The organism is Mycobacterium sp. E3198, assembly GCF_001667015.1.
Lineage (GTDB): Bacteria > Actinomycetota > Actinomycetes > Mycobacteriales > Mycobacteriaceae > Mycobacterium.
In genome coordinates this window covers 1-18,742 of sequence record NZ_LZIS01000130.1, presented here as the reverse complement: position 1 = coordinate 18,742, position 18,742 = coordinate 1, and the positions used below count along the sequence as shown (strand labels likewise).

Sequence of the window (18,742 nt, the reverse complement as noted above, 5' to 3'; positions counted from 1 at the left end):
GCGGCGCTCCAATTACGTTTGTTCGCTTGGACTTTCGCTTTCGGCGCCGGCCTGGCTTGCGGCGGCGTTCTCCAGCTTGCTCACGCGCGCCTGGTGCTCCGCCTGGTGTTGCGCGGCGATCGCCAGCTCCACCGCCCCCTGGATGCGGTGGAAGCCCTGGCGGTCGTAGAGCTTGGTGATGATGCCACCCAGCAACAAGCCGATCACCAGGCCGATCGTGGTCAACCACAGGGCCTGGGACAGACCGGCGTCGGCACGGCCGTCGAGGTAGACCAGTGAGCGCACGCCCAGGAAGACCTGGTGCATAGGCTCGAATTCGGCCAGCCAGCGGAAGAACCGTGGCGTGGCCTCCAGCGGGACGGTGGCACCCGCGGAGGGCAGCCCGAGGATGACGAAGATCAGCATGCTCACCAGCAGGCCCATCGAGCCCAGCACCGACAAGATGGAGCTCGACGTGATGCCCACCGCGATGATCGCGAACACCCCGAAGGCCCACAACTGCCAGCCGAGCGGGATGGGCATGCCGAGCCCGTGGGCGATGGCCAGGTACACCGCCGAGGTCAACAGCGCCAGCACCACCATGATGGCCCATTTGAGCAGCAGCGTCTGGAATCTCGAGATCCTGACCTGCTCGGCGAATCGGTAGACCGGGCCCCATTCCGCGGGCACATAGCCGAGCAGCGCGTCCACCAGCGTGCTGACCACGACGCTGCCGGTGAACCCCGCGAGCAGCAGCAGCAACGCGTAGTAAAACGCCGAGAGCCCGTTGCCGGTGCCATTCGGGAGCGGGTTGTAGACGGTCGACTTGATGTCGATCGGACTCGCGAGCCCCGCCGCCGACGCCCCGGTCAACGGCGCGCCGCCGGTTCGTGCCGCCACCTCCTGCGTAAGTCGAACTCCCACTTCGCCTTCGACGACGCCCATTGCCCGGGTCAGGCTCTGGCCGGCGATGCTCGAACCCAATGTGCCCGCGCGCGGGTTCGTGGCGATGGTGATCGAGGGCCGGACCGCATGGGTGGGCATGACCGCGCTTGCCCCGAAATCTTGCAGGTTGGACGAGAAGGTCGGCGGTATCACCGCTTCGCCGTACACCTGGGCCCTGTCCAGCAGCCGCTGCGCCTCGTCGTGGGACACCACCCGGATGTCGAACTGTTTCTTGTCCACCCCGGCGACCAAGCGGTCGACGATCTGCGCGCCGAACGGTCCGGCGTCCTCGTTCACCACGGCGATCGGGAAATGCCGCAGGTTGGTCATCGGGTTCAGGATGCCGCCGAGGTACAGCGCGCACAGCGCCGACATCAGCGCCAGCGTGACGACGATGGGCAGTGCCCAGAACCGCACGGTCCGAACTGCCTTGATATTCCGGTTGGGGTTGGGCGCCGCGTGCCGCGGCTGCGATTGAGACATGCGGGCTCCTGTCTGTCGTGCCCACTCTATGTGGTGTCAGGCGCCCAACTTTGCATGCATCTCCCAGATCAACAGCTCCGACGGCTCGACCGCCGTCACGCGCGCGCCGGCGGCGCCGGTGCACCGGGCGGCGTCGCCCTCGGCGAGGTCACCGATTTCGGCCGCGTCGACCCTCCCCCGCGCGACGAATACGTGCACGTAGGGAGCCCGCGGCAGGTTCACCGACGCGCCGGGCTGTAGCCGGGCGGCGTGCAGCGCGGCGTTGCGGTTGTGCAGCGTGATGGCCGCCTGGGCGCCGGGGATGCCTGAGGCGATGGTCACAAGACCGCGCGACAGCTCCTCGTCGCCGATCTCGTGCTGCTGATAGCTCGGTGTGATGGCCGTCTCGTCGGGGACCACCCACATCTGCACGAAATGGACTGGTTCCGTGCGGGAGTCGTTCTTCTCCGAGTGCAGGATGCCGCTGCCCGCCGACATGCGTTGGGCCAGACCGGGATAGATGACCCCGCGGTTACCGGCGGAGTCTTGGTGTGTCAGCTCGCCTCGCAGCACCCAGGTTACGATCTCCATGTCGCGGTGCGGATGAGTATCGAATCCCGTTCCGGGCGAGACGATGTCGTCGTTGTTGACCAGAAGCAGGCCGTGGTGGGTGTTGTCGGGGTCGTAGTGGTCGCCGAACGAGAAGGAATGCCGGGAGTTCAGCCAGGACGTCGCGGTGACGGCCCGATCGGCCGCACGCCGGATCTCGACGGTTGCGGGCATGGGCTCCAGACTAGGCCAACATGGCCTGCGCCTGCTGGAGCGCTGCGTCGAGCGCCGCCAGGGTCAGTCCGGCCGAGTTGCCGAGGTGGATCTCGATTTGGTACTCGGGCTGGCCGCCCGTGCCGAAGATGGGGAGGACGACGAATTCCGTTGAGGCCAGCTCGGTTTCGAGTCCATCGGTGACCGATCGCAGCGTCACCATGGTCATCAGGGTGGTGAGCTGGCGGGTCACCCGCGCGGTCGGCTCCAGCGACGCCAGCACGTCGGCCAGGCGGTGGTGCAGCGAGGAGTGGATGTCGTCGAACCGCCATGCGCCGTAGCCGCGGGCCCGGATGTCGGCGAGCACCCGCCGATGCTGGGCGATTTCGGCGCGCGTCAGCCGTGGCCTGACGCGGTGCAGCCAGCTCTCGACGAATTCGTCGTCGCGCCAAGCCATGGCGACCAGGCCGAACGGCGGGTCGATGGGGAAGCGCTGACCGACGGCGTGCTCGCCGTCGGTCCCGTGGCCGAGCGCGTCGACGGTGGTCAGGTGGCGGTCGCCGATCCGCGACATCGAGCAGCCGGCGCCGAGCGTGTCATGCAGGAAGCGCAGCGCGTCGCGCCCGCGGTCCAGCAGGGGGAACTGCGCGCGCAGCCCGTGCACGAGGCCGAACAAGCCGCTGCCCAGCACGTAGCGGCGGTCGTCACGGCGCGCTATCCAGGCGCGCCGCTCCAGTTCGGCCAGCACCAGGGCGCAGGTCGAGGTGCTGATCCGGCAGGCCCTCGCCAACTCCGCCGAGGTGCGTCCGCCCGGTGAATCCGCCAGCGTCCCAAGCACATCCATCACGCGGGCGGTGGGCGGCGACTTGGTGGTTGACCCACCCACACGCGGCTCCTTACGATCCATCCAAAATGCAACGATAGTGGTCCTAATATTAGGAGAAATGCGGTGCTGAAGGTAGGGGTTTGGGGGCCGGGTTCCATGGGCGTGATAGCCCTGCGTGGTGTGATCGACCATCCGGAGCTGGAGCTGGTCGACCTCGTCGTGCACAGCGACGCCAAAGCGGGTCGCGACGCCGGAGAGCTGTGCGGGATCGCGCCGGTGGGCGTGGTCGCAACCCAGGACCCGGCGCCGATGCTGGCCGGCGGCGCCGACGCGGTGGTGTATGCGGCCGGTGCCAACCTGCGTCCGCTCGACGCCGTCGAGGACATGGCGTCGATCCTGCGGTCCGGAAAGAATGTGGTGTCGTGCTCGGTGGTGCCGCTGGTGTTCCCCGACGCCCTCGACGGGGCGTTCACCGATCCCCTGCGGCATGCCGCGCTGGACGGCGGGGCGTCGTTCTTCACCACCGGCATCGACTCCGGCTTCGCCAATGACGTGCTGCCGCTGGTGCTTTCGGGGGTGTCCCGCGTAATCGAGTCGGTGCGGGTGACCGAGATGTTCAACTACGCCACGTACCCGGACCGCGCCGCGGTCTACGAGATCCTCGGGTTCGGACAGCCGCCGGAATACCCGGCCTTCGCGGCGCAGCCGGGAATATTCACGTTCGGCTGGGGGCCGGTGCTACACCAGCTCGCCGCCGGGCTGGGCGTCAAGATCGACAGCATCGAGGAGAGCAACGACCGCATCCCCGCCGCCGAGTCCTTCGAGACGCCCACCGGCCGCATCGAGGCGGGAACGATCGCGGCCATGCGCTCCACGCTGACCGGATACGTCGGCGGGAAGCCGACTTTCGTCCTCGATCACGTGACGCGGATGCGCGACGACATCGCGCCGGACTGGCCCCAGCCCCACATCTGCATCCCCCCAAAGGATCTCGGCTACGGCGCGGCGTCGGGGCGCGGCCTGTACCGCGTCGAGATCGAGGGATCCCCGAGCATGCGTTGCGAATTCGAGATGGCCGAGGACCACGACCACGACCTCGGAGCCCGCATCGCCGGCGCGTCGCGGATGGTCAACGCCATCCCCGCGGTGTGTGCGGCCCCGCCCGGGCTGCTGTCGGCGCTGGAGCTGCCGCTGATCACCGGGGCCGGGCTGGTCCGCTCGGTGGCGGGACCAGCACCCGACAGCCGGCTGTTACCCCATTAGTCACTGCGCGACCGGCAGCAGCGCGATGAGCGTGTCGATGAGTTGCTCCGCGTCGGTGTGCCACTTGTCCCAGACCAGGTGGCCGCTCAGCTCCAGGCCCGTGATGCCGTGGGCACTGGTCAGCAGTAGCGCCCCGTAGCGGCGCGCCCGCTCACGACCGACGATGCGACTCACCAGTTCCAGGAACAGGTCCTGGGCGCGCTCGGCCGCCCGGGCAACAGCGGTGGGATCGCCGGCCGGCGTGGTGAACATCAGGCGGTACAGATGGGGCCGGCTCCGGCCGACGGCCACGAACGAGAGCAGAGCCGTCCGCAACGATTGGTCGGGCGGGCCATCGGCCGCGGCCAGGAGTTCGAGCGCGTCACCCACGTCGCTCCACGCGTTGGTGGCGAGGACGGTGAGCAGGCTTTCCTTGTCGGCGAAGTGGCGGTAGGGCGCCGAGCGCGAAACACCGGTGCGCGCGCCCACTTCGCGCAACGTGACCGCCTCGGGCCCGCCGCCGTCCAGCAACACCGCCGCGGCGTCGAGCAGCGACTGGCGGGTCGCCGCGGCGGTCTCTGAGCGTGTTGCCATCCGCAGCAGCATAAGCGCCGACCGGTTCAGTTGACACCGTCAACAAGCGTGCTAGGTTCGGTTGACAGTGTCAACTCAATGTCCCGACCTCACGATGGAGATGGTTATGACTGCTTCGAACGACCCCGAACGGCGCGAGCTCGTCGTCGTCACCGGCGCCTCGACCGGCATGGGGGCTGCCACCGCGCGGGAACTCGCGCGCCGCGGCTTCCGGGTGCTGGCCGGGGTGCGTCGTGAGGTCGACGCGGACGCGTTGCGGGCCGACGGGATCGAGCCCCACATCCTCGACATCACCGTGGCCTCCGACGTGGCGGCCATCGCCGACCGCGTCGCCCGCGATCCGCAGCGCCGGCCGCTGCGCGCGCTGATCAACAACGCCGGCATCGCCGTCAACGCGCCGGTGGAAATCCTGCCGCTGGACGAATGGCGCCGGCAGTTCGACGTCAATCTGTTCGGCCACATCGCCGTGACCCAGGCGTTGCTCCCGGCCCTGCTGCAAAGCTCCGGCACCGTCGTCAACATCAGCTCCGTCGGCGGCCGGGTGGCGCTGTCGACGTATGGCGCGTATGCGGGTTCGAAGTTCGCGCTCGAGGCCGTCAGCGACGCCCTGCGCCGCGAGGTCGCGCCGTTCGGGGTCAAGGTGGTCGTCATCCAACCCGGCGGGGTGAAGACGCAGATCGCGGAGCGCGGAATCGCCACCGCCGACCGGCTCAGCGCCGGCATGACCGCCGACCATGTGGACCGTTACGGGGATCTGGCCGCGGCCGTCAAGGCGCAGGCCCGATCGTTCACCGAGGGGGGTGTGACCGCCGAGCGCGCCGCGAGGGTAATCGCCAAGGCGGCCACGGCATCTCGGCCCCGGACCCGTTACACCATCGGGCGTGACGCCGCCGTGCTGGTGCGGGTGGCCCGGCTGGCCTCAGACCGGCTGCTCGACCGGATGCTGCGGCTCAACCTTCGGCCGCACTACGCGTGAGCGCCGTCGCCCGGATACGTCGCGGCGGCGAGTTCGAGGATCTCCGCGCGATCGGCCGGCAGGATGAATCCCGATCCGATCGCCCTGTCCAGCGCCGCCGTGAAGCCGTCGAGGTACTGCTCGACGCCGCCCGGATAGAGCCGGTGCAGCGTCGCGGCGTCGAACGGCTCGCCGGAGCCGAAGATCGCGGCCATGAGGTCCTCCTCGCCGTCGCTCGAGCTGGGCAGGCCGGACGTGCGGGCGATCGGCACGTCCACCCACGGGGTCCGGATACCGCCCCGGGCGAGGCCGTTGGGATCCAGAACGGCCCGCGGCGGATCGCCGTCACGGACCTCGATCGGCGGGCCCGCCGGCGCCGGCTCCCCGGTTCGGACCCAGCTGTGCAGGGCGGCGATCGCCGCCTGCACCACGTAGTGGTGCTGCGGCGCGAAGTTGATGTAGTGGTCCAGCTGCCGGCCCATCAGCGTGCGAGTCGGCGCGTAGGCCGCCACGACGGCGTCCAGCGGCGCCGAGCCGTCGTCGATCGGCGCCACCTGGATCGTGTAGTTGTCCGCGTGCGCGGCTCCGGCGATCTCCCAGACCCGCAGCCATTGGTCGTCGGGTTGCCGCGCGAGGTGATAGCCGTGCCGGGGGCCACCGAGCAGGTCGGTCTCGGTGATGATCGTGACCAGCGGGGCGCGCAGGTCGGTGCGGAACGCGACCGCGTCCGGCGAGCCGGCCGGCGATTCGTCGAAGATGGAAGCGCCGTCCAGCGGCGCCGCCGACGCGAACCGGGAATGCACCAAAAAGCCGTCGTAGCTGCGGGCGAGCGGAGCGACGGCGTTGACGTAGGTGGTCAAGAACATCGCGGACTGCGATTCGCCCACCGCGATCACATGCCGCACGCTCAGGTCGCCCAGCACGCCGTCGCGAACCAGCTCGCCCACCTGGGAAAAGATGTCGTAGGAGAACTCGTCGCCCGGGTGGCGCAGGGCCGCGTACCGCCCCGGGTCCTGGCTCTTCAGGGACATGTCGAAGCCGAGCATGCTGGTGCCGCCGCCCTCCACCCCCACCCGCTGGGCCGAGACCGCAACGTAGGCGTAGCCCGCGCGAAGGATCTCGCGGTGGGCCATCATCCACACGGCCGGGGCGTCGATGCCGCCGCTGACGTTGAGCCATTCGACGAGCACGGTGCCATTGAAATCGGAGCGCCGCGCCGGGGTCAGCGCCACGATCCGCGTCGTGTATTCGGCGGTACCGCTGGTCGTGACGCTCCACTGGCCGTCGGCGCCCAACCCGGCCGTCGGCGCGTAGCACGAGGCCGTGCCGGACACGAAGAACTCCTCGGCGACGTAGCCGACTGCGGCCAGGTCGAAGGCGCCCAGCAACAGCAGCGGTTTGCCGGGCGCGGGCGTGACGAGCGGGGGCTTCGACATCGTCACAGGGAATCGGGCAGCCCGAACTTTGCGAACAGGGCGCCGTCGAGGAACGCCACCACGTGCGACACCCGAGCGTCCCACACGTCGAGCACGTGCAGCTGGAACGGCACGTGCACGTCGCCCGCGCGCATGTACATGGCCGCGCCGGGCTGGCCGTTGGCGATCAGGGGAAGCAGGCGCATGTCCCCGGGGTGCTCGGCGGGGCACTGCTGGTGAATGAGCGTGACGATGTCCCGGGCGCCCCGGTACCAGCCGACGTACGGCGGCATCTCCCAGATCGCGTCGGCGGTGAACAGCTCGACCAGCCGGTCGATGTCGTAAGCCTCGAACGCGGCGATGTAGCGGTCCAGCAGGTCCTGCGCCTCGGCCGAATCCGGCGGCGTCAAGCGGTCGCCCGCGCTGGGTTGCACGGTCTCCAGCTGGGCGCGGGCCCGCTGCAGCAGGCTGTTGACGGCGGTGGTGGTGGTGCCGATCGCCGCGGCCACTTCGGCCGCCTTCCACTGCAGCACGTCGCGCAGCAGCAGCACCGCCCGCTGCCGGGGCGAAAGGTGTTGCAGCGCGGCGACAAACGCCAACCGCACCGACTCCCGTGACCCGACGATCACCGACGGGTCCGCCGGGTCGTCCGTGAGCTCCGGCAGTGGCTCCAGCCAGGGCACCTCGCGACGCTCCACCAGCTCCGCCGTCGGGTCGGAGCTGGGCGCTCCCAAGCCGGTCGGCAAGGGGCGCCGCTCCCGGCCCTCCAGCGCCGTCAGGCAGGTGTTGGTGGCGATGCGGTGCAGCCACGTCCGCATCGAGGACCTGCCCTCGAAACGGTCGTAAGCCTTCCAGGCCCGCAGCAGCGCCTCCTGCACCAGATCCTCGGCGTCGTGCAGCGACCCGGTCATCCGATAGCAGTGTGCGAGCAACTCGCGACGGTACGGCTCGGCATCGGTCGAGAAGTCCCCGCCGGTTTCGACGTTCTCCGTAAGCAGCCTCACGCCGTATGAGCCTACGCAGTGTCTCCGACAGAGTCTTTGTCAAAGCCCACCCGTCGAGCCACTAGGCTGCCCGTGATGACTACGCGCACGGAACGGACCTTCGACGGCGTCGGCGGCGTGCGCATTGTCTATGACGTCTGGACGCCCGACACCGCGCCGCGGGCGGTGGTCGTGCTGTCGCACGGCCTCGGCGAATACGCCCGCCGCTACGACCACGTCGCGCAGTGCTTCGGCGGCGCGGGGCTGGTCACCTACGCGCTCGACCACCGCGGGCACGGCCGCTCCGGCGGCAAGCGGATGCTGGTGCGGGACATCTCCGAGTACACGACGGATTTCGACACCCTGGTCCGCATCGCCACCCGTGAACAGCACGGCCTCAAATGCGTCGTGCTCGGGCACAGCATGGGCGGCGGGATCGTGTTCGCCTATGGGGTCGAGCGCCCGGACAACTACGACATGATGGTGCTGTCGGCGCCGGCGGTGGCGGCCCAGGATCTGGTGTCACCGGTGATGGTGCTCGCCGCCAAGGTGCTCGGTGTCGTCGTGCCCGGCCTTCCGGTGCAGGAGCTCGACGTCGACGCCATCTCCCGGGACCCGGCGGTGGTGGCGGCCTACAACGCCGATCCCCTGGTGTATCACGGGAAGGTCCCGGCCGGCGTGGGCCGCGCGCTGCTGCTGGTCGGCGAGACCATGCCGCAGCGGGCGCCGGCGTTGACCGCGCCGCTGCTGGTGGTGCACGGCTCCGACGACCGGCTCATCCCCGTCGACGGGAGTCGCCGGCTGGTCGAATGCGTGGGATCCCGCGACGTCGAGCTGAAGGTGTACCCGGGGCTGTACCACGAGGTCTTCAACGAGCCGGAGCGCGACCAGGTGCTCGGCGACGTCGTCTCGTGGATCACCGCCCGGCTCTGAGCGGCCGTCGGCGGACTGTCGTCCGGTTGCGTTAGTTTGGCGCACATGACGGACGACAAAATGCTGGCTCGCATCGCCGCGCTGTTGCGTCAGGCCGAGGGCACCGACAACTCGCACGAGGCGGACGCCTTCCTGAGCGCCGCGCAGCGGTTGGCGACGGCGGCGTCCATCGACCTGGCGGTGGCGCGGTCGCACGCGGCAAAGCGCTCGCCGGTGCAGGCCCCGACGCAGCGGACCATCACCATCGGCGCGGCCGGCACCCGGGGCCTGCGGACGTACGTGCAGCTTTTCGTGGTGATCGCGGCCGCCAACGACGTGCGCTGCGACGTGGCGTCCAACTCGACGTTCGTCTACGCGTACGGGTTCGCCGAGGACATCGACGCGACGCACGCCCTCTACGCCAGCCTGGTGGTCCAGATGGTGCGGGCGTCGGACGCGTACCTGTCCTCCGGCGCGCACCGGCCCACGCCGACGATCACCGCGCGCCTCAACTTTCAGCTCGCGTTCGGGGCCCGGGTGGGCCAGCGCCTGGCCGAGGCCCGCGAGGAGGCCACCCGCGAGGCCACCAAGGACCGCCGCCGCCCGCCCGGCACCGCTATCGCCCTGCGGGACAAGGAACTCGAGCTGCGCGACTTCTACCGAGGCGCGTCGAAGGCGCGCGGCACCTACCAGGTCAGCCGTGCGACGGCGGGGTATTCGTCGGCGGCGCGCCGCGCGGGGGACCGGGCCGGCCGGCGGGCGCGGCTGCAGAACAGCGCCGAGTTGCCCGGGGCGCGGAGCGCGCTGCGCCGGTGACAGCGGCCCGCGATTCGCAGCGCGCCAAGGTTTATGCGGCCGAGGACTTCGTCCGCACGTTGTTCGACCGCGCCGCCGAGCATGGCTCGCCCGCCGTCGAGTTCTTCGGCACCCGGTTGACGCTGCCGCCGGAGGGGCGCTTCGGGTCGGTGGCCTCCGTCCAGCGCTACGTCGACGACGTGCTCGCGCTGCCGTCGGTGCGGCGACGCTGGCCGGACGCCGCGCCGCTGCGGGTGCGGCCGCGGCGCGCCGCCACCGCGGCGCACTACGAAAACCGGGACGGCGCGGGCACTATCGCGGTTCCCGACCGCGACACCGCCGACTGGGCGCTGCGCGAGCTGGTGGTGCTGCACGAGGTGGCGCATCATCTGTGCCGGGCCGAGCCGCCGCACGGCCCGGAGTTCGTCGCGACTATCTGCGAATTGGCGGAGCTGGTGATGGGGCCGGAACTCGGGCACGTGCTGCGCGTCGTGTACGCCAAAGAGGGTGTGCGGTGAGCGATCCCGACGCCCGGGCCCGCGAGGTCGAGGCCCAGATGACCGACGACGAGCGGTTCTCGCTGTTGGTCGGGGTCATGGGCGCCGGGGAACTGTGGCCGCTGCCCGACGACCGCATCCCGCCGGGGGTCCCGATGAGCGCGGGGTATGTGCCCGGTATACCGCGGCTCGGCGTCCCGGCGCTGACGATGACCGACGCCGGGCTCGGCGTCACCAACCCCGGCTATCGCCCGGGTGACACGGCCACCGCCTTGCCCGCCGGGCTGGCGCTGGCCGCCAGTTTCGATCCCGCGCTGGCGCGCGCCGCCGGCGGCCTGATCGGCCGGGAGGCGCGCAGCCGCGGATTCAACGTGCAGCTCGCCGGGTCGATGAACCTCGCCCGCGATCCCCGCAACGGCCGCAACTTCGAATACGTTTCCGAGGACCCGCTTTTGACCGCGACGATGGCCGCCGAATCGGTCAACGGGATCCAGGGCGAGGGCGTCATCTCGACGGTCAAGCACTACTGTTTGAACTGCAACGAGACCAACCGGCACTTCCTGGACGCGGTCATCGACCCCGACGCGCACCGCGAATCCGACCTGCTGGCCTTCGAGATGGCCATCGAGCGCTCGCAACCCGGTGCCGTGATGGCCGCCTACAACAAGATCAACGGCGAGTACGCCGCCGCCAACGACGTCCTGATCAACCGGGTGCTCAAAGGCGCCTGGGGATACTGCGGTTGGGTCATGTCCGACTGGGGCGGAACGCCGAACTGGGAATGCGCGCTGGCGGGCCTCGATCAGGAGTGCGGCGCGCAGATCGACGCGCTGCTGTGGCAGTCGGAGGCGTTCGGGGATCCGCTGCGCGCCGCGTACGCCGAGGGCAGGCTGCCCACCGAGCGCCTGTCGGACATGGTCAGGCGCATCCTGCGGTCGATGTTCGCGGTCGGAGTCGATCGTTGCGAAGCCGCACCCGCCCCGGACATGGACGCGCACAACGAGATTGCGCTGCGGGTCGCCCGCGCGGGGATCGTGCTGCTGGCCAACGGCGGGGTTCTGCCGCTGGCGCCGGAGTCGAGCGCACGCATCGCCGTCATCGGCGGCCACGCGCACCTGGGTGTCGCGGCCGGCTACGGCTCGGCCACGGTGGTCCCGCCGGGCGGGTACGCCGCGGTGGTCCCGATCGGCGGTACGGGCCTGGAGGCCGGGATGCGCAACCTGTATCTGCTGCCGTCGAGCCCGCTGAGCGAGCTGCGCAAGCGACTTCCCCGGGCGCAGATCGAGTTCGATCCCGGCCTCAGCCCGGCGGAGGCGGCGATGGCGGCGCGGCGGGCCGACGTCGCGATCGTGTTCGCCGTCCGCGCCGAAGGCGAGGGATTCGACGGCGCCGACCTGTCGCTGCCGTGGGGGCAGGACGCGGTGATCGCCGCGGTGTCGGCCGCGAATCCGAACGCGGTCGTGGTGCTCGAGACCGGCAACCCGGTGAGCATGCCCTGGCGCGATTCGGTGAACGCCATCGTGCAGGCGTGGTACCCGGGCCAGGACGGTGGCCGCGCGATCGCGGAAGTCCTTGTGGGCCTGGTGAATCCGTCGGGCCGGCTGCCGATCACCTTCCCGGTCGACCTCGGCCAGACGCCGCGCCCGGAGCTGCTCGATCCCGGCGTCTCGTGGGGGACGCCGACCACCATCGACTACTTCGAAGGGGCCGATGTCGGCTACCGCTGGTTCGCCCAGCGCGGCCTGGCGCCGATGTTCGCGTTCGGTCATGGCTTGTCCTACACCAGGTTTGAGTATCGCGACCTGGTGGTGAGCGGCGGCGAGACCGTGTCGGCGAGCTTCAGCGTCGCCAACGTGGGCGACCGCGCCGGGGCCGACGTCCCGCAGCTGTACCTGACCGCCGGCCCCGGCGGGCGATGCCTGCGGCTGCTGGGATTCGAACGGGTGGAGCTCGAGCCGGGCGCGACCAGCCGGGTGAGCGTCGAGGCCGACGCGCGGCTGCTCGCCCGCTATGACGGCGGCGTGGGGGCCTGGCGCATCGCGCCGGGCGGGTACACCGTGGCGGTGGGCGCGTCGGCTGTCGCGCTCCAGCTCACGGCCGGGGTGGAGCTGGCCGGCCGTGCGTTCGGGCGGTGATGCCGCCGACGCACGACCGGCCCGGGGCCGCTACTCGACCGGCGTCAGCTCGTCGCCGCAGGTGCAGCGGTACGGCTCGCCCGCGCCCGAGCAGTGGCAGGGGACCTCGATGCGAACCCGGCATCCGCAGCCCTCGTGGCCACAGCTCAGCAGGGTCCCCGCCTCATAGGTTGCCATTTCCATCACCCTTCCTTCGCGTCGCGGACTCGCGGGTCCACTATATACCCCATGGGGGTATCACGTAAATAGGTGGGTCCGAGCGTGGCGCCCGGGTAGCGTGGGCGCCATGACGGCAGACCCAACCCCGCAGGACGTCGACGCATTCTTGGACGGCACGGTGGTGGGCGACGACCCGGCCCTGACCGCGGCGCTGCAGGCCAGCGACGCGGCCGGGCTGCCACAGATCGCGGTCTCGGCGCAGCAGGGCAAGTTCCTGTCGCTGCTGGCCGGCGCGATCGGGGCGCGCCGCATCCTCGAGATCGGCACGCTGGGGGGCTTCAGCACCATCTGGCTGGCGCGCGGAGCGGGACCCGACGGTCGCGTAGTGACGCTGGAATACGAGCCCAAACACGCCGAGGTCGCGCGGTCCAACCTGCAGCGCGCCGGGGTGGGCGACCGCGTCGAGGTGATCGTCGGCGCGGCGCTGGACACCTTGCCGACGCTGGGCGGTGACCCCTTCGATTTGGTCTTCATCGACGCCGACAAGGAAAACAACGCGGCCTATCTCGAGTGGGCGGTCCGGCTGGCTCGTCCCGGCTCAGTCATCCTGGTGGACAACGTCATTCGTGAGGGCCGGATCCTCGACACCCGGTCCGGCGATGCCAGGGTGCGGGCGACGCGCCAGACGTTGCAGTTGATGGGCGAGCATCCGCGGTTGGACACGGCCGTGATCCAGACCGTCGGGGCCAAGCAGTGGGACGGTTTCGCGCTCGCGGTGGTGCGCTGAGGGCGTCAGCGCGGGGTGAGGTCCTTGACGGCCTGATCGGCGGACGTGATTTCGCCGATCCGCAAAGCGGTTTCGCCGGCATACAGCGCGGCGCCGTCCAACCACGCATCGGGCACCCCGGCGACCGGCGCCAACGGGGTGAAGAACGGACGGGCCGGTGACTGCAGGCGCATCAGCGCGCCCGCGTCGAAATAGCCCAGCACCGACAGCGGGCGGCTGACCGCGTTGAGGGCGGCGGGCAGGGCCTTGGCCTTCCCGTCGCCGCCGCACCAGCGGCGCGTCGCCGCGTTGGGGATGACGCGGTGGCGCAGCGGCCAGCTCAGGCCGAAGAGGTTGGTCTCGATCGTCCTGTCCGCCCGCAGGATTCGCCGCTGGTACTCGCGGCTCGCGTTGGCCTCGTGGGTCAACAGGAATCGCGTGCCGGCGATCACGCCGCCGGCCCCGGCGTCCAGGGCGGCGCGGGTGTCGGCGGCGGTGGCGATGCCACCGGCCAGCAGGACGGGCCGGTCGCCGGCCACCCTCAGCGCGCGGGGCAGGAAGTCCAGGGCCGGCACGGTTCCCACCAGGTGCCCGCCGGCCTCCCGCCCCTGCGCGATCAAACCGTCGGCGCCCCAGGCGACCGCAGCGCGCGCCTGGGCCTCGGTGCCGACCATCACGAACACGAAGACTCCAGCGTCGCGCAGGTGCTCGACGAGCCCCCGCTTCTCGCCGAACGCCAACACGACGGCGTCCACGCGGGCGTCGACGCAGACCGCCACGTGGTGGCGATGAACGAAGGGCATCAACAGGTTTACCGCGACGGCGCGCCCCGGCGCCCGTTCCCGCACCTGGTCGATCGACGCCCGCAGCCGGCGTGCGGTGGTGATGCCCAGGGTTCCCAGCCCGCCCGCGTTGGCGACCGCGGCCGCCAGCGGAGCGGTCGCCAGCCCGCCGCCCATTCCGGCCTGTCCCACCGGAACGTCGAGCCGCAATCGGTCGGCGATGTCCATGTCCTACGACGCTACGCGGGTTGTCGAATTGGGCGTAACCTGGATCACAGATGGATGGGTGCAGCCAAGCTCAAAAGGCTTGCTGCATAACAGAAAGGTCACAAAATGAGTACGGTCCATTCATCAATAGATCACCACCCCGATTTGTTGGCCCTGCGGGCGAATTACGAGCGCGTCGCCGAGTCGACGAGCGCGCATGTCACCTTCGGCCTGGCCCTGCTGACGGGCCTGTACGTGGCCGCCTCGCCCTGGATCGTCGGGTTCAGCGCGACGGCATCGCTTGCCACGTCGGACCTGATCGTCGGGATCGCAGTGGCGTTCCTGGCGTACGGGTTTGCCACGACGCTGGACCGCGCGCACGGCATGACCTGGACGTTGCCGGTGCTGGGCGTCTGGGTGATCGTGTCGCCGTGGATCCTGCCCGGCGTCGCGCTGACGGCCGGCATGCTCTGGTCGAACGTCGTCGCGGGTGCGTTGCTGACCATCGTGGGCCTCAACGCCACCTACTTCGGCGTACGCATCCGGGCCACCGCCCCGCGGGCTTAGCCGCAGACGGCGCCAATCGCGGCCGAGCTGACCAGCTTGACGTACTTGGCCAACACGCCGGTCTTGTAGCGGGGCGGGGGAGGCGTGAAATCCCCTCGCCGCGACTCGAATTCGGCGGGGTCGGTCAGCACGTCGAGGGTCCGGGCCGCCACGTCGAGGCGGATCCGGTCGCCGTCGCGCAGCAGGGCGATCGGTCCGCCGTCGACGGCCTCCGGCGCGACATGGCCCACGCACAGGCCGGTCGTGCCGCCGGAGAACCGGCCATCGGTAAGCAGCAGAACGTCTTTGCCGAGGCCGGCGCCCTTGATCGCGCCTGTGATGGCGAGCATTTCGCGCATCCCGGGGCCGCCCTTCGGCCCCTCGTAGCGGATCACCACCGCGTCGCCCTTGGTGATGGTGCCGTCCTCCAGGGCGTCCAGGGCCGCCCGCTCGCCGTCGAAAACCCTTGCGGTGCCTTCGAACACGTCGGAGTCGAAACCGGCCGTCTTGACCACCGCGCCCTCGGGTGCGAGTGATCCGTGCAGGATGGTGATCCCGCCGGTCGGGTGGATCGGGTTGTCCAGGGCCCGCAGCACCTTGCCGTCCGGGTCCGGCGGGGCGATGGCGGCCAAGTTTTCGGCGACGGTCGCACCGGTCACCGTCAGGCAGTCGCCGTTCAGCAGGCCCGCGTCCAGCAGTGCCTTCATGACCACCGGCACGCCGCCGATGTGGTCGACGTGGGACATGACGTGCCGGCCGAACGGCTTGACGTCGGCCAGGTGCGGCACCTTCGACCCGATCCGGCTGAAGTCGTCGAGGGTGAGCGCGACGTCGGCCTCGTGGGCGATGGCCAGCAGGTGCAGCACCGCGTTGGTCGAGCCGCCGAACGCCATCACCACCGCGATCGCGTTCTCGAAGGCCTCCTTGGTGAGGATGTCGCGGGCGGTGATGCCGCGCCGCAGCAGCTCGACGACGGCCTCGCCGCTGCGGCGCGCGAACCCGTCGCGGCGGCGGTCGGTCGCGGGCGGGGCCGCGCTGCCCGGCAACGACATGCCGAGCGCCTCGGCGGCGCTGGCCATGGTGTTGGCGGTGTACATGCCGCCGCAGGCGCCCTCGCCCGGGCAGATCGCGCGCTCGATGGCGTCGACGTCCTCGCGGGGCATCAGTCCGCGCGCGCACGCCCCCACCGCCTCGAAGGCGTCGATGATCGTCACCTCGCGCTCGCTGCCGTCGGACAACTTGGCCACGCCCGGCAGGATGGAGCCGGCGTAGAGGAACACGGCCGCCAGGTCCAGCCGTGCGGCGGCCATCAGCATGCCGGGCAGCGATTTGTCGCAGCCGGCCAACAGCACCGAGCCGTCGAGGCGCTCGGCCTGCATCACGGTCTCGACGCTGTCGGCGATCACCTCGCGCGACACCAGGGAGAAATGCATCCCTTCGTGGCCCATCGAGATGCCGTCGGAAACCGAGATCGTGCCGAACTCGAGCGGGTAGCCGCCGGCCGAGAACACACCCTCCTTGACCGCCGTGGCGAGCCGGTCCAGCGAGAGGTTGCACGGCGTGATTTCGTTCCAGGATGAGGCCACCCCGATCTGCGGCTTGGCGAAGTCCTCGTCGCCCATGCCTACCGCGCGCAGCATGCCACGGGCGGCGGCCTTCTCCAGGCCGTCGGTGACGTCACGACTACGCGGTTTGATGTCGGCGACCCGCGCCGAATCGGTGGGTGTGGCCTGCCCGGAATTCATCGTGCAAGTATGCCGGGCGGGGCGCGCCCGCAAACGGGCGGGTCATACCCCATCGGGGTATGGGGTAGACTCGAACCGTGACGAGCGCACACGGGTATTCGCAGCAGAAGGACAACTACGCCAAGCGGCTGCGGCGCATCGAGGGCCAGGTGCGCGGCATCGCGCGCATGATCGAGGACGACAAATACTGCATCGACGTCCTCACTCAGATCAGCGCGGTCAACAGCGCCCTGCGTTCGGTGGCGCTGAATTTGCTCGACGAGCATCTCAATCACTGCGTGACACGGGCCGTGGCGGAGGGTGGCGACGAGGCCGACGACAAGCTGGCCGAGGCCTCTGCCGCCATCGCGCGTCTGGTGCGCTCCTGATCGCCGGTTACTAGGCGTGTTGAACCGCTAACTTGCGGGAACCTATTGTTGCGGTGCGTACGGTAGGTGCAGCGTGATTTCGCCAGCAGACTTGCCCGGCCGATTGCGTGCCTAACCGATGACCGCCATGACTGCCGCCACCACCACTGCAGCGCGAACGTGGACGCCACGGATCGCCGCTCAGCTGGCTGTGCTCGCCGCGGCGGCGTTCACCTACGTCACGGCCGAAATCCTGCCGGTCGGCGCCCTGTCGGCGATCGCGCGCAACCTGCACGTCAGCGTGGTCCTGGTCGGCACGCTGCTGACCTGGTACGCGCTGGTGGCGGCGCTGTCGACGTTCCCGCTGGTGCGCTGGACGGCGCACTGGCCGCGCCGGCGCGCGTTGGTGTTCAGCCTGGTCTGCCTGACGGTCTCGCAGCTCATCTCGGCGCTGGCGCCCAACTTCGCGGTGCTGGCCGTCGGGCGGGTGCTGTGCGCGATCACCCACGGCCTGCTGTGGTCGATCATCGCCCCGCTGGCGACGCGGCTGGTGCCGCCGAGCCACGCCGGGCGCGCCACGATGTCGATCTACGTCGGCACCAGCCTGGCGCTGGTGATCGGCAGCCCGCTCACGGCCGCCCTCAGCCTGATGTGGGGCTGGCGGCTGGCGGCGGCGTGCGTCACCGTCGCCGCGGCCGTCGTCACCGTGGCGGCCTGGCTTTTGCTGCCGCAGCTGGTGCTCACCGACGACCAGCTCAAATGCGTGGGTCCGCGGGCGCGGCACCACCGCAATCCCCGGCTCATCGTCGTCAGCCTCATCACCATGGTCGGGGTGACGGGCCATTTCGTGTCGTACACCTACATCGTGGTCATCATCCGCGACGTGGTCGGCGTGCACGGACCGAATCTCGCCTGGGTGCTGGCCGCGTATGGCGCCGCCGGGGTGATCGCCGTGGGTTTGGTGGCGCGTCCGCTGGACCGCCGGCCCCGGGGCGCCGTCATCCTGTGCATGGCGGGGTTGACGGCGGCGTTCGTGGTGTTGACCGCGCTCGCGTTCGGCGGCGCACCGGCCGCCGCAACAGCCCTCATCGGGACGGCCGCGATCGTATTGTGGGGCGCGATGGCCACCGCGGTGTCGCCGATGTTGCAGGCCGCCGCCATGCGCAACGGTGCCGACGACCCCGACGGGGCGTCGGGGCTCTACGTGACGGCGTTCCAGGTGGGGATCATGGCCGGCTCGCTGGCGGGCGGCCTGATCTATGAGCGCAGCGTCGCGCTGATGCTGACCGCGTCGGCGGGCCTGATGGCCGCCGCCCTGGTCGCCATGGCCGCCAATCGGCAGACGCTGGACGTTGCCCCGGCAAGCTCACGCAATTCATAGCTGCGCAGGTCACCGCCGCCAACAGCGGCCGGCGTTGGCCGGACGACGGCCGCGGGAGAGGTAGCTGGGCCGCCCGCTGTGCCACACTATTTTCCAGATGCGACTGGAGGGATGCATATGTGGAAGGGCCTCTTCGCGGCGCTGAAGGCAGCCGGAGTGGCGGCGATGTTCGGTGTGCTGGTGTTGAGCGCCGTGGGGTTCTGCCCGGCGGCGGGACCCGACGCCGCGGGTTGCGCGCCCGGGAAGGGATTCCAGGGCGGCGGTGGCGGCGGCGCGAGCGGCGGCGGCGCCGGCGGCGGCGCGGGCG

Annotated in this window: 18 protein-coding genes and 2 pseudogenes; 11 read left to right on the top strand and 9 right to left on the bottom strand. The window is 70.4% G+C overall.

Annotated elements, in window-relative coordinates; translation table 11 throughout:
* Positions 1-12: 12 nt before the first annotated feature.
* Genes A5673_RS15070 through A5673_RS15060 form a run of 3 tightly spaced genes read right to left on the bottom strand, consistent with a single transcriptional unit; the run spans position 13 to position 2,992 of the window.
* On the bottom strand, positions 13-1,407 hold the full coding sequence (locus tag A5673_RS15070; RefSeq protein WP_068233619.1) for a YhgE/Pip domain-containing protein: 1,395 nt from the start codon (positions 1,405-1,407) through the stop codon (positions 13-15).
* 36 nt (positions 1,408-1,443) lie between these two features.
* On the bottom strand, positions 1,444-2,169 hold the full coding sequence (locus A5673_RS15065; RefSeq protein ID WP_068233616.1) for a pirin-like bicupin family protein: 726 nt from the start codon (positions 2,167-2,169) through the stop codon (positions 1,444-1,446).
* A 10-nt stretch (positions 2,170-2,179) separates the two neighbouring features.
* Positions 2,180-2,992: a MarR family transcriptional regulator gene (locus tag A5673_RS15060; RefSeq protein WP_156748251.1), complete on the bottom strand. Its 813-nt coding sequence runs from the start codon at positions 2,990-2,992 to the stop codon at positions 2,180-2,182.
* A gap of 105 nt (positions 2,993-3,097) precedes the next feature.
* Between A5673_RS15060 and A5673_RS15055 the strand changes: the two genes are divergently transcribed.
* Positions 3,098-4,237, top strand: a complete 1,140-nt coding sequence (locus A5673_RS15055; protein WP_082958754.1) for a dihydrodipicolinate reductase — start codon at positions 3,098-3,100, stop codon at positions 4,235-4,237.
* Here A5673_RS15055 and A5673_RS15050 read toward each other — a convergent pair whose 3' ends face one another.
* The gene (locus tag A5673_RS15050) at positions 4,238-4,810 is read right to left on the bottom strand and encodes a TetR/AcrR family transcriptional regulator (protein ID WP_068233713.1); all 573 of its coding nucleotides are present in this window, start codon (positions 4,808-4,810) and stop codon (positions 4,238-4,240) included. It lies immediately after the preceding gene.
* Between the two features lie 106 nt (positions 4,811-4,916).
* Between A5673_RS15050 and A5673_RS15045 the strand changes: the two genes are divergently transcribed.
* Positions 4,917-5,786 carry an SDR family oxidoreductase gene (locus A5673_RS15045; protein WP_068233709.1) on the top strand — a complete coding sequence of 290 codons (870 nt, stop codon included), beginning with the start codon at positions 4,917-4,919 and terminating at the stop codon, positions 5,784-5,786.
* Here A5673_RS15045 and A5673_RS15040 read toward each other — a convergent pair.
* Together A5673_RS15040 and A5673_RS15035 are read right to left on the bottom strand one after the other, a co-directional pair.
* Positions 5,777-7,201, bottom strand: coding sequence for an alpha/beta hydrolase domain-containing protein (locus A5673_RS15040; RefSeq protein ID WP_068233609.1), 1,425 nt, complete (start codon positions 7,199-7,201; stop codon positions 5,777-5,779). The genes A5673_RS15045 and A5673_RS15040 overlap by 10 nt on opposite strands.
* A gap of 2 nt (positions 7,202-7,203) precedes the next feature.
* A pseudogene (locus A5673_RS15035) lies at positions 7,204-8,309 on the bottom strand (sigma-70 family RNA polymerase sigma factor).
* Here A5673_RS15035 and A5673_RS15030 point away from each other — a divergent pair.
* The 4 genes from A5673_RS15030 to A5673_RS15015 are packed head-to-tail and all read left to right on the top strand — an operon-like array spanning position 8,257 to position 12,502.
* Positions 8,257-9,096, top strand: coding sequence for an alpha/beta hydrolase (locus A5673_RS15030; RefSeq protein WP_156748245.1), 840 nt, complete (start codon positions 8,257-8,259; stop codon positions 9,094-9,096). The pseudogene A5673_RS15035 and the gene A5673_RS15030 overlap by 53 nt on opposite strands.
* Positions 9,097-9,141: 45 nt before the next feature.
* Entirely contained in the window at positions 9,142-9,891 is a 750-nt protein-coding gene (locus tag A5673_RS15025; protein WP_068233602.1) for a DUF2786 domain-containing protein, read from the top strand.
* Positions 9,888-10,388: a TIGR04338 family metallohydrolase gene (locus A5673_RS15020; protein WP_068233599.1), complete on the top strand. Its 501-nt coding sequence runs from the start codon at positions 9,888-9,890 to the stop codon at positions 10,386-10,388. The genes A5673_RS15025 and A5673_RS15020 overlap by 4 nt, the downstream gene beginning before the upstream one ends.
* Complete coding sequence (locus A5673_RS15015; RefSeq protein ID WP_197518388.1) at positions 10,385-12,502, top strand: beta-glucosidase; 2,118 nt, start codon at positions 10,385-10,387, stop codon at positions 12,500-12,502. Before A5673_RS15020 ends, A5673_RS15015 begins: the two co-directional genes overlap by 4 nt.
* Before the next feature lie 30 nt (positions 12,503-12,532).
* Here the strand turns inward: A5673_RS15015 and mymT are convergent, their stop codons facing one another.
* On the bottom strand, positions 12,533-12,679 hold the full coding sequence (gene mymT / locus A5673_RS28450; RefSeq protein WP_082958757.1) for a metallothionein MymT: 147 nt from the start codon (positions 12,677-12,679) through the stop codon (positions 12,533-12,535).
* A gap of 109 nt (positions 12,680-12,788) precedes the next feature.
* On the opposite strand from mymT, the gene A5673_RS15010 reads away from it, so the two are divergent.
* Positions 12,789-13,448: an O-methyltransferase gene (locus A5673_RS15010; RefSeq protein ID WP_068233596.1), complete on the top strand. Its 660-nt coding sequence runs from the start codon at positions 12,789-12,791 to the stop codon at positions 13,446-13,448.
* A gap of 5 nt (positions 13,449-13,453) precedes the next feature.
* On the opposite strand, the gene A5673_RS15005 is transcribed toward A5673_RS15010, so the two are convergent.
* Entirely contained in the window at positions 13,454-14,437 is a 984-nt protein-coding gene (locus tag A5673_RS15005) for a nitronate monooxygenase (RefSeq protein ID WP_068233589.1), read from the bottom strand.
* 105 nt (positions 14,438-14,542) lie between these two features.
* Here A5673_RS15005 and A5673_RS15000 point away from each other — a divergent pair, with 105 nt between their 5' ends.
* The gene (locus A5673_RS15000) at positions 14,543-14,983 is read left to right on the top strand and encodes an SPW repeat protein (RefSeq protein WP_068233587.1); all 441 of its coding nucleotides are present in this window, start codon (positions 14,543-14,545) and stop codon (positions 14,981-14,983) included.
* Here the strand turns inward: A5673_RS15000 and ilvD are convergent.
* The gene (gene ilvD, locus A5673_RS14995; RefSeq protein ID WP_068233585.1) at positions 14,980-16,707 is read right to left on the bottom strand and encodes a dihydroxy-acid dehydratase; all 1,728 of its coding nucleotides are present in this window, start codon (positions 16,705-16,707) and stop codon (positions 14,980-14,982) included. The two genes, A5673_RS15000 and ilvD, sit on opposite strands and share 4 nt — an antisense overlap.
* A 77-nt stretch (positions 16,708-16,784) precedes the next feature.
* Here ilvD and A5673_RS14990 point away from each other — a divergent pair, with 77 nt between their 5' ends.
* The 3 genes and pseudogenes from A5673_RS14990 to A5673_RS29565 form a co-directional block, all read left to right on the top strand.
* The gene (locus tag A5673_RS14990) at positions 16,785-17,075 is read left to right on the top strand and encodes a metal-sensitive transcriptional regulator (protein ID WP_068233582.1); all 291 of its coding nucleotides are present in this window, start codon (positions 16,785-16,787) and stop codon (positions 17,073-17,075) included.
* A gap of 118 nt (positions 17,076-17,193) precedes the next feature.
* Entirely contained in the window at positions 17,194-18,435 is a 1,242-nt protein-coding gene (locus A5673_RS14985; RefSeq protein WP_068233579.1) for an MFS transporter, read from the top strand.
* 117 nt (positions 18,436-18,552) lie between these two features.
* Positions 18,553-18,742, top strand: a pseudogene (locus A5673_RS29565) (hypothetical protein); the annotation flags it as partial.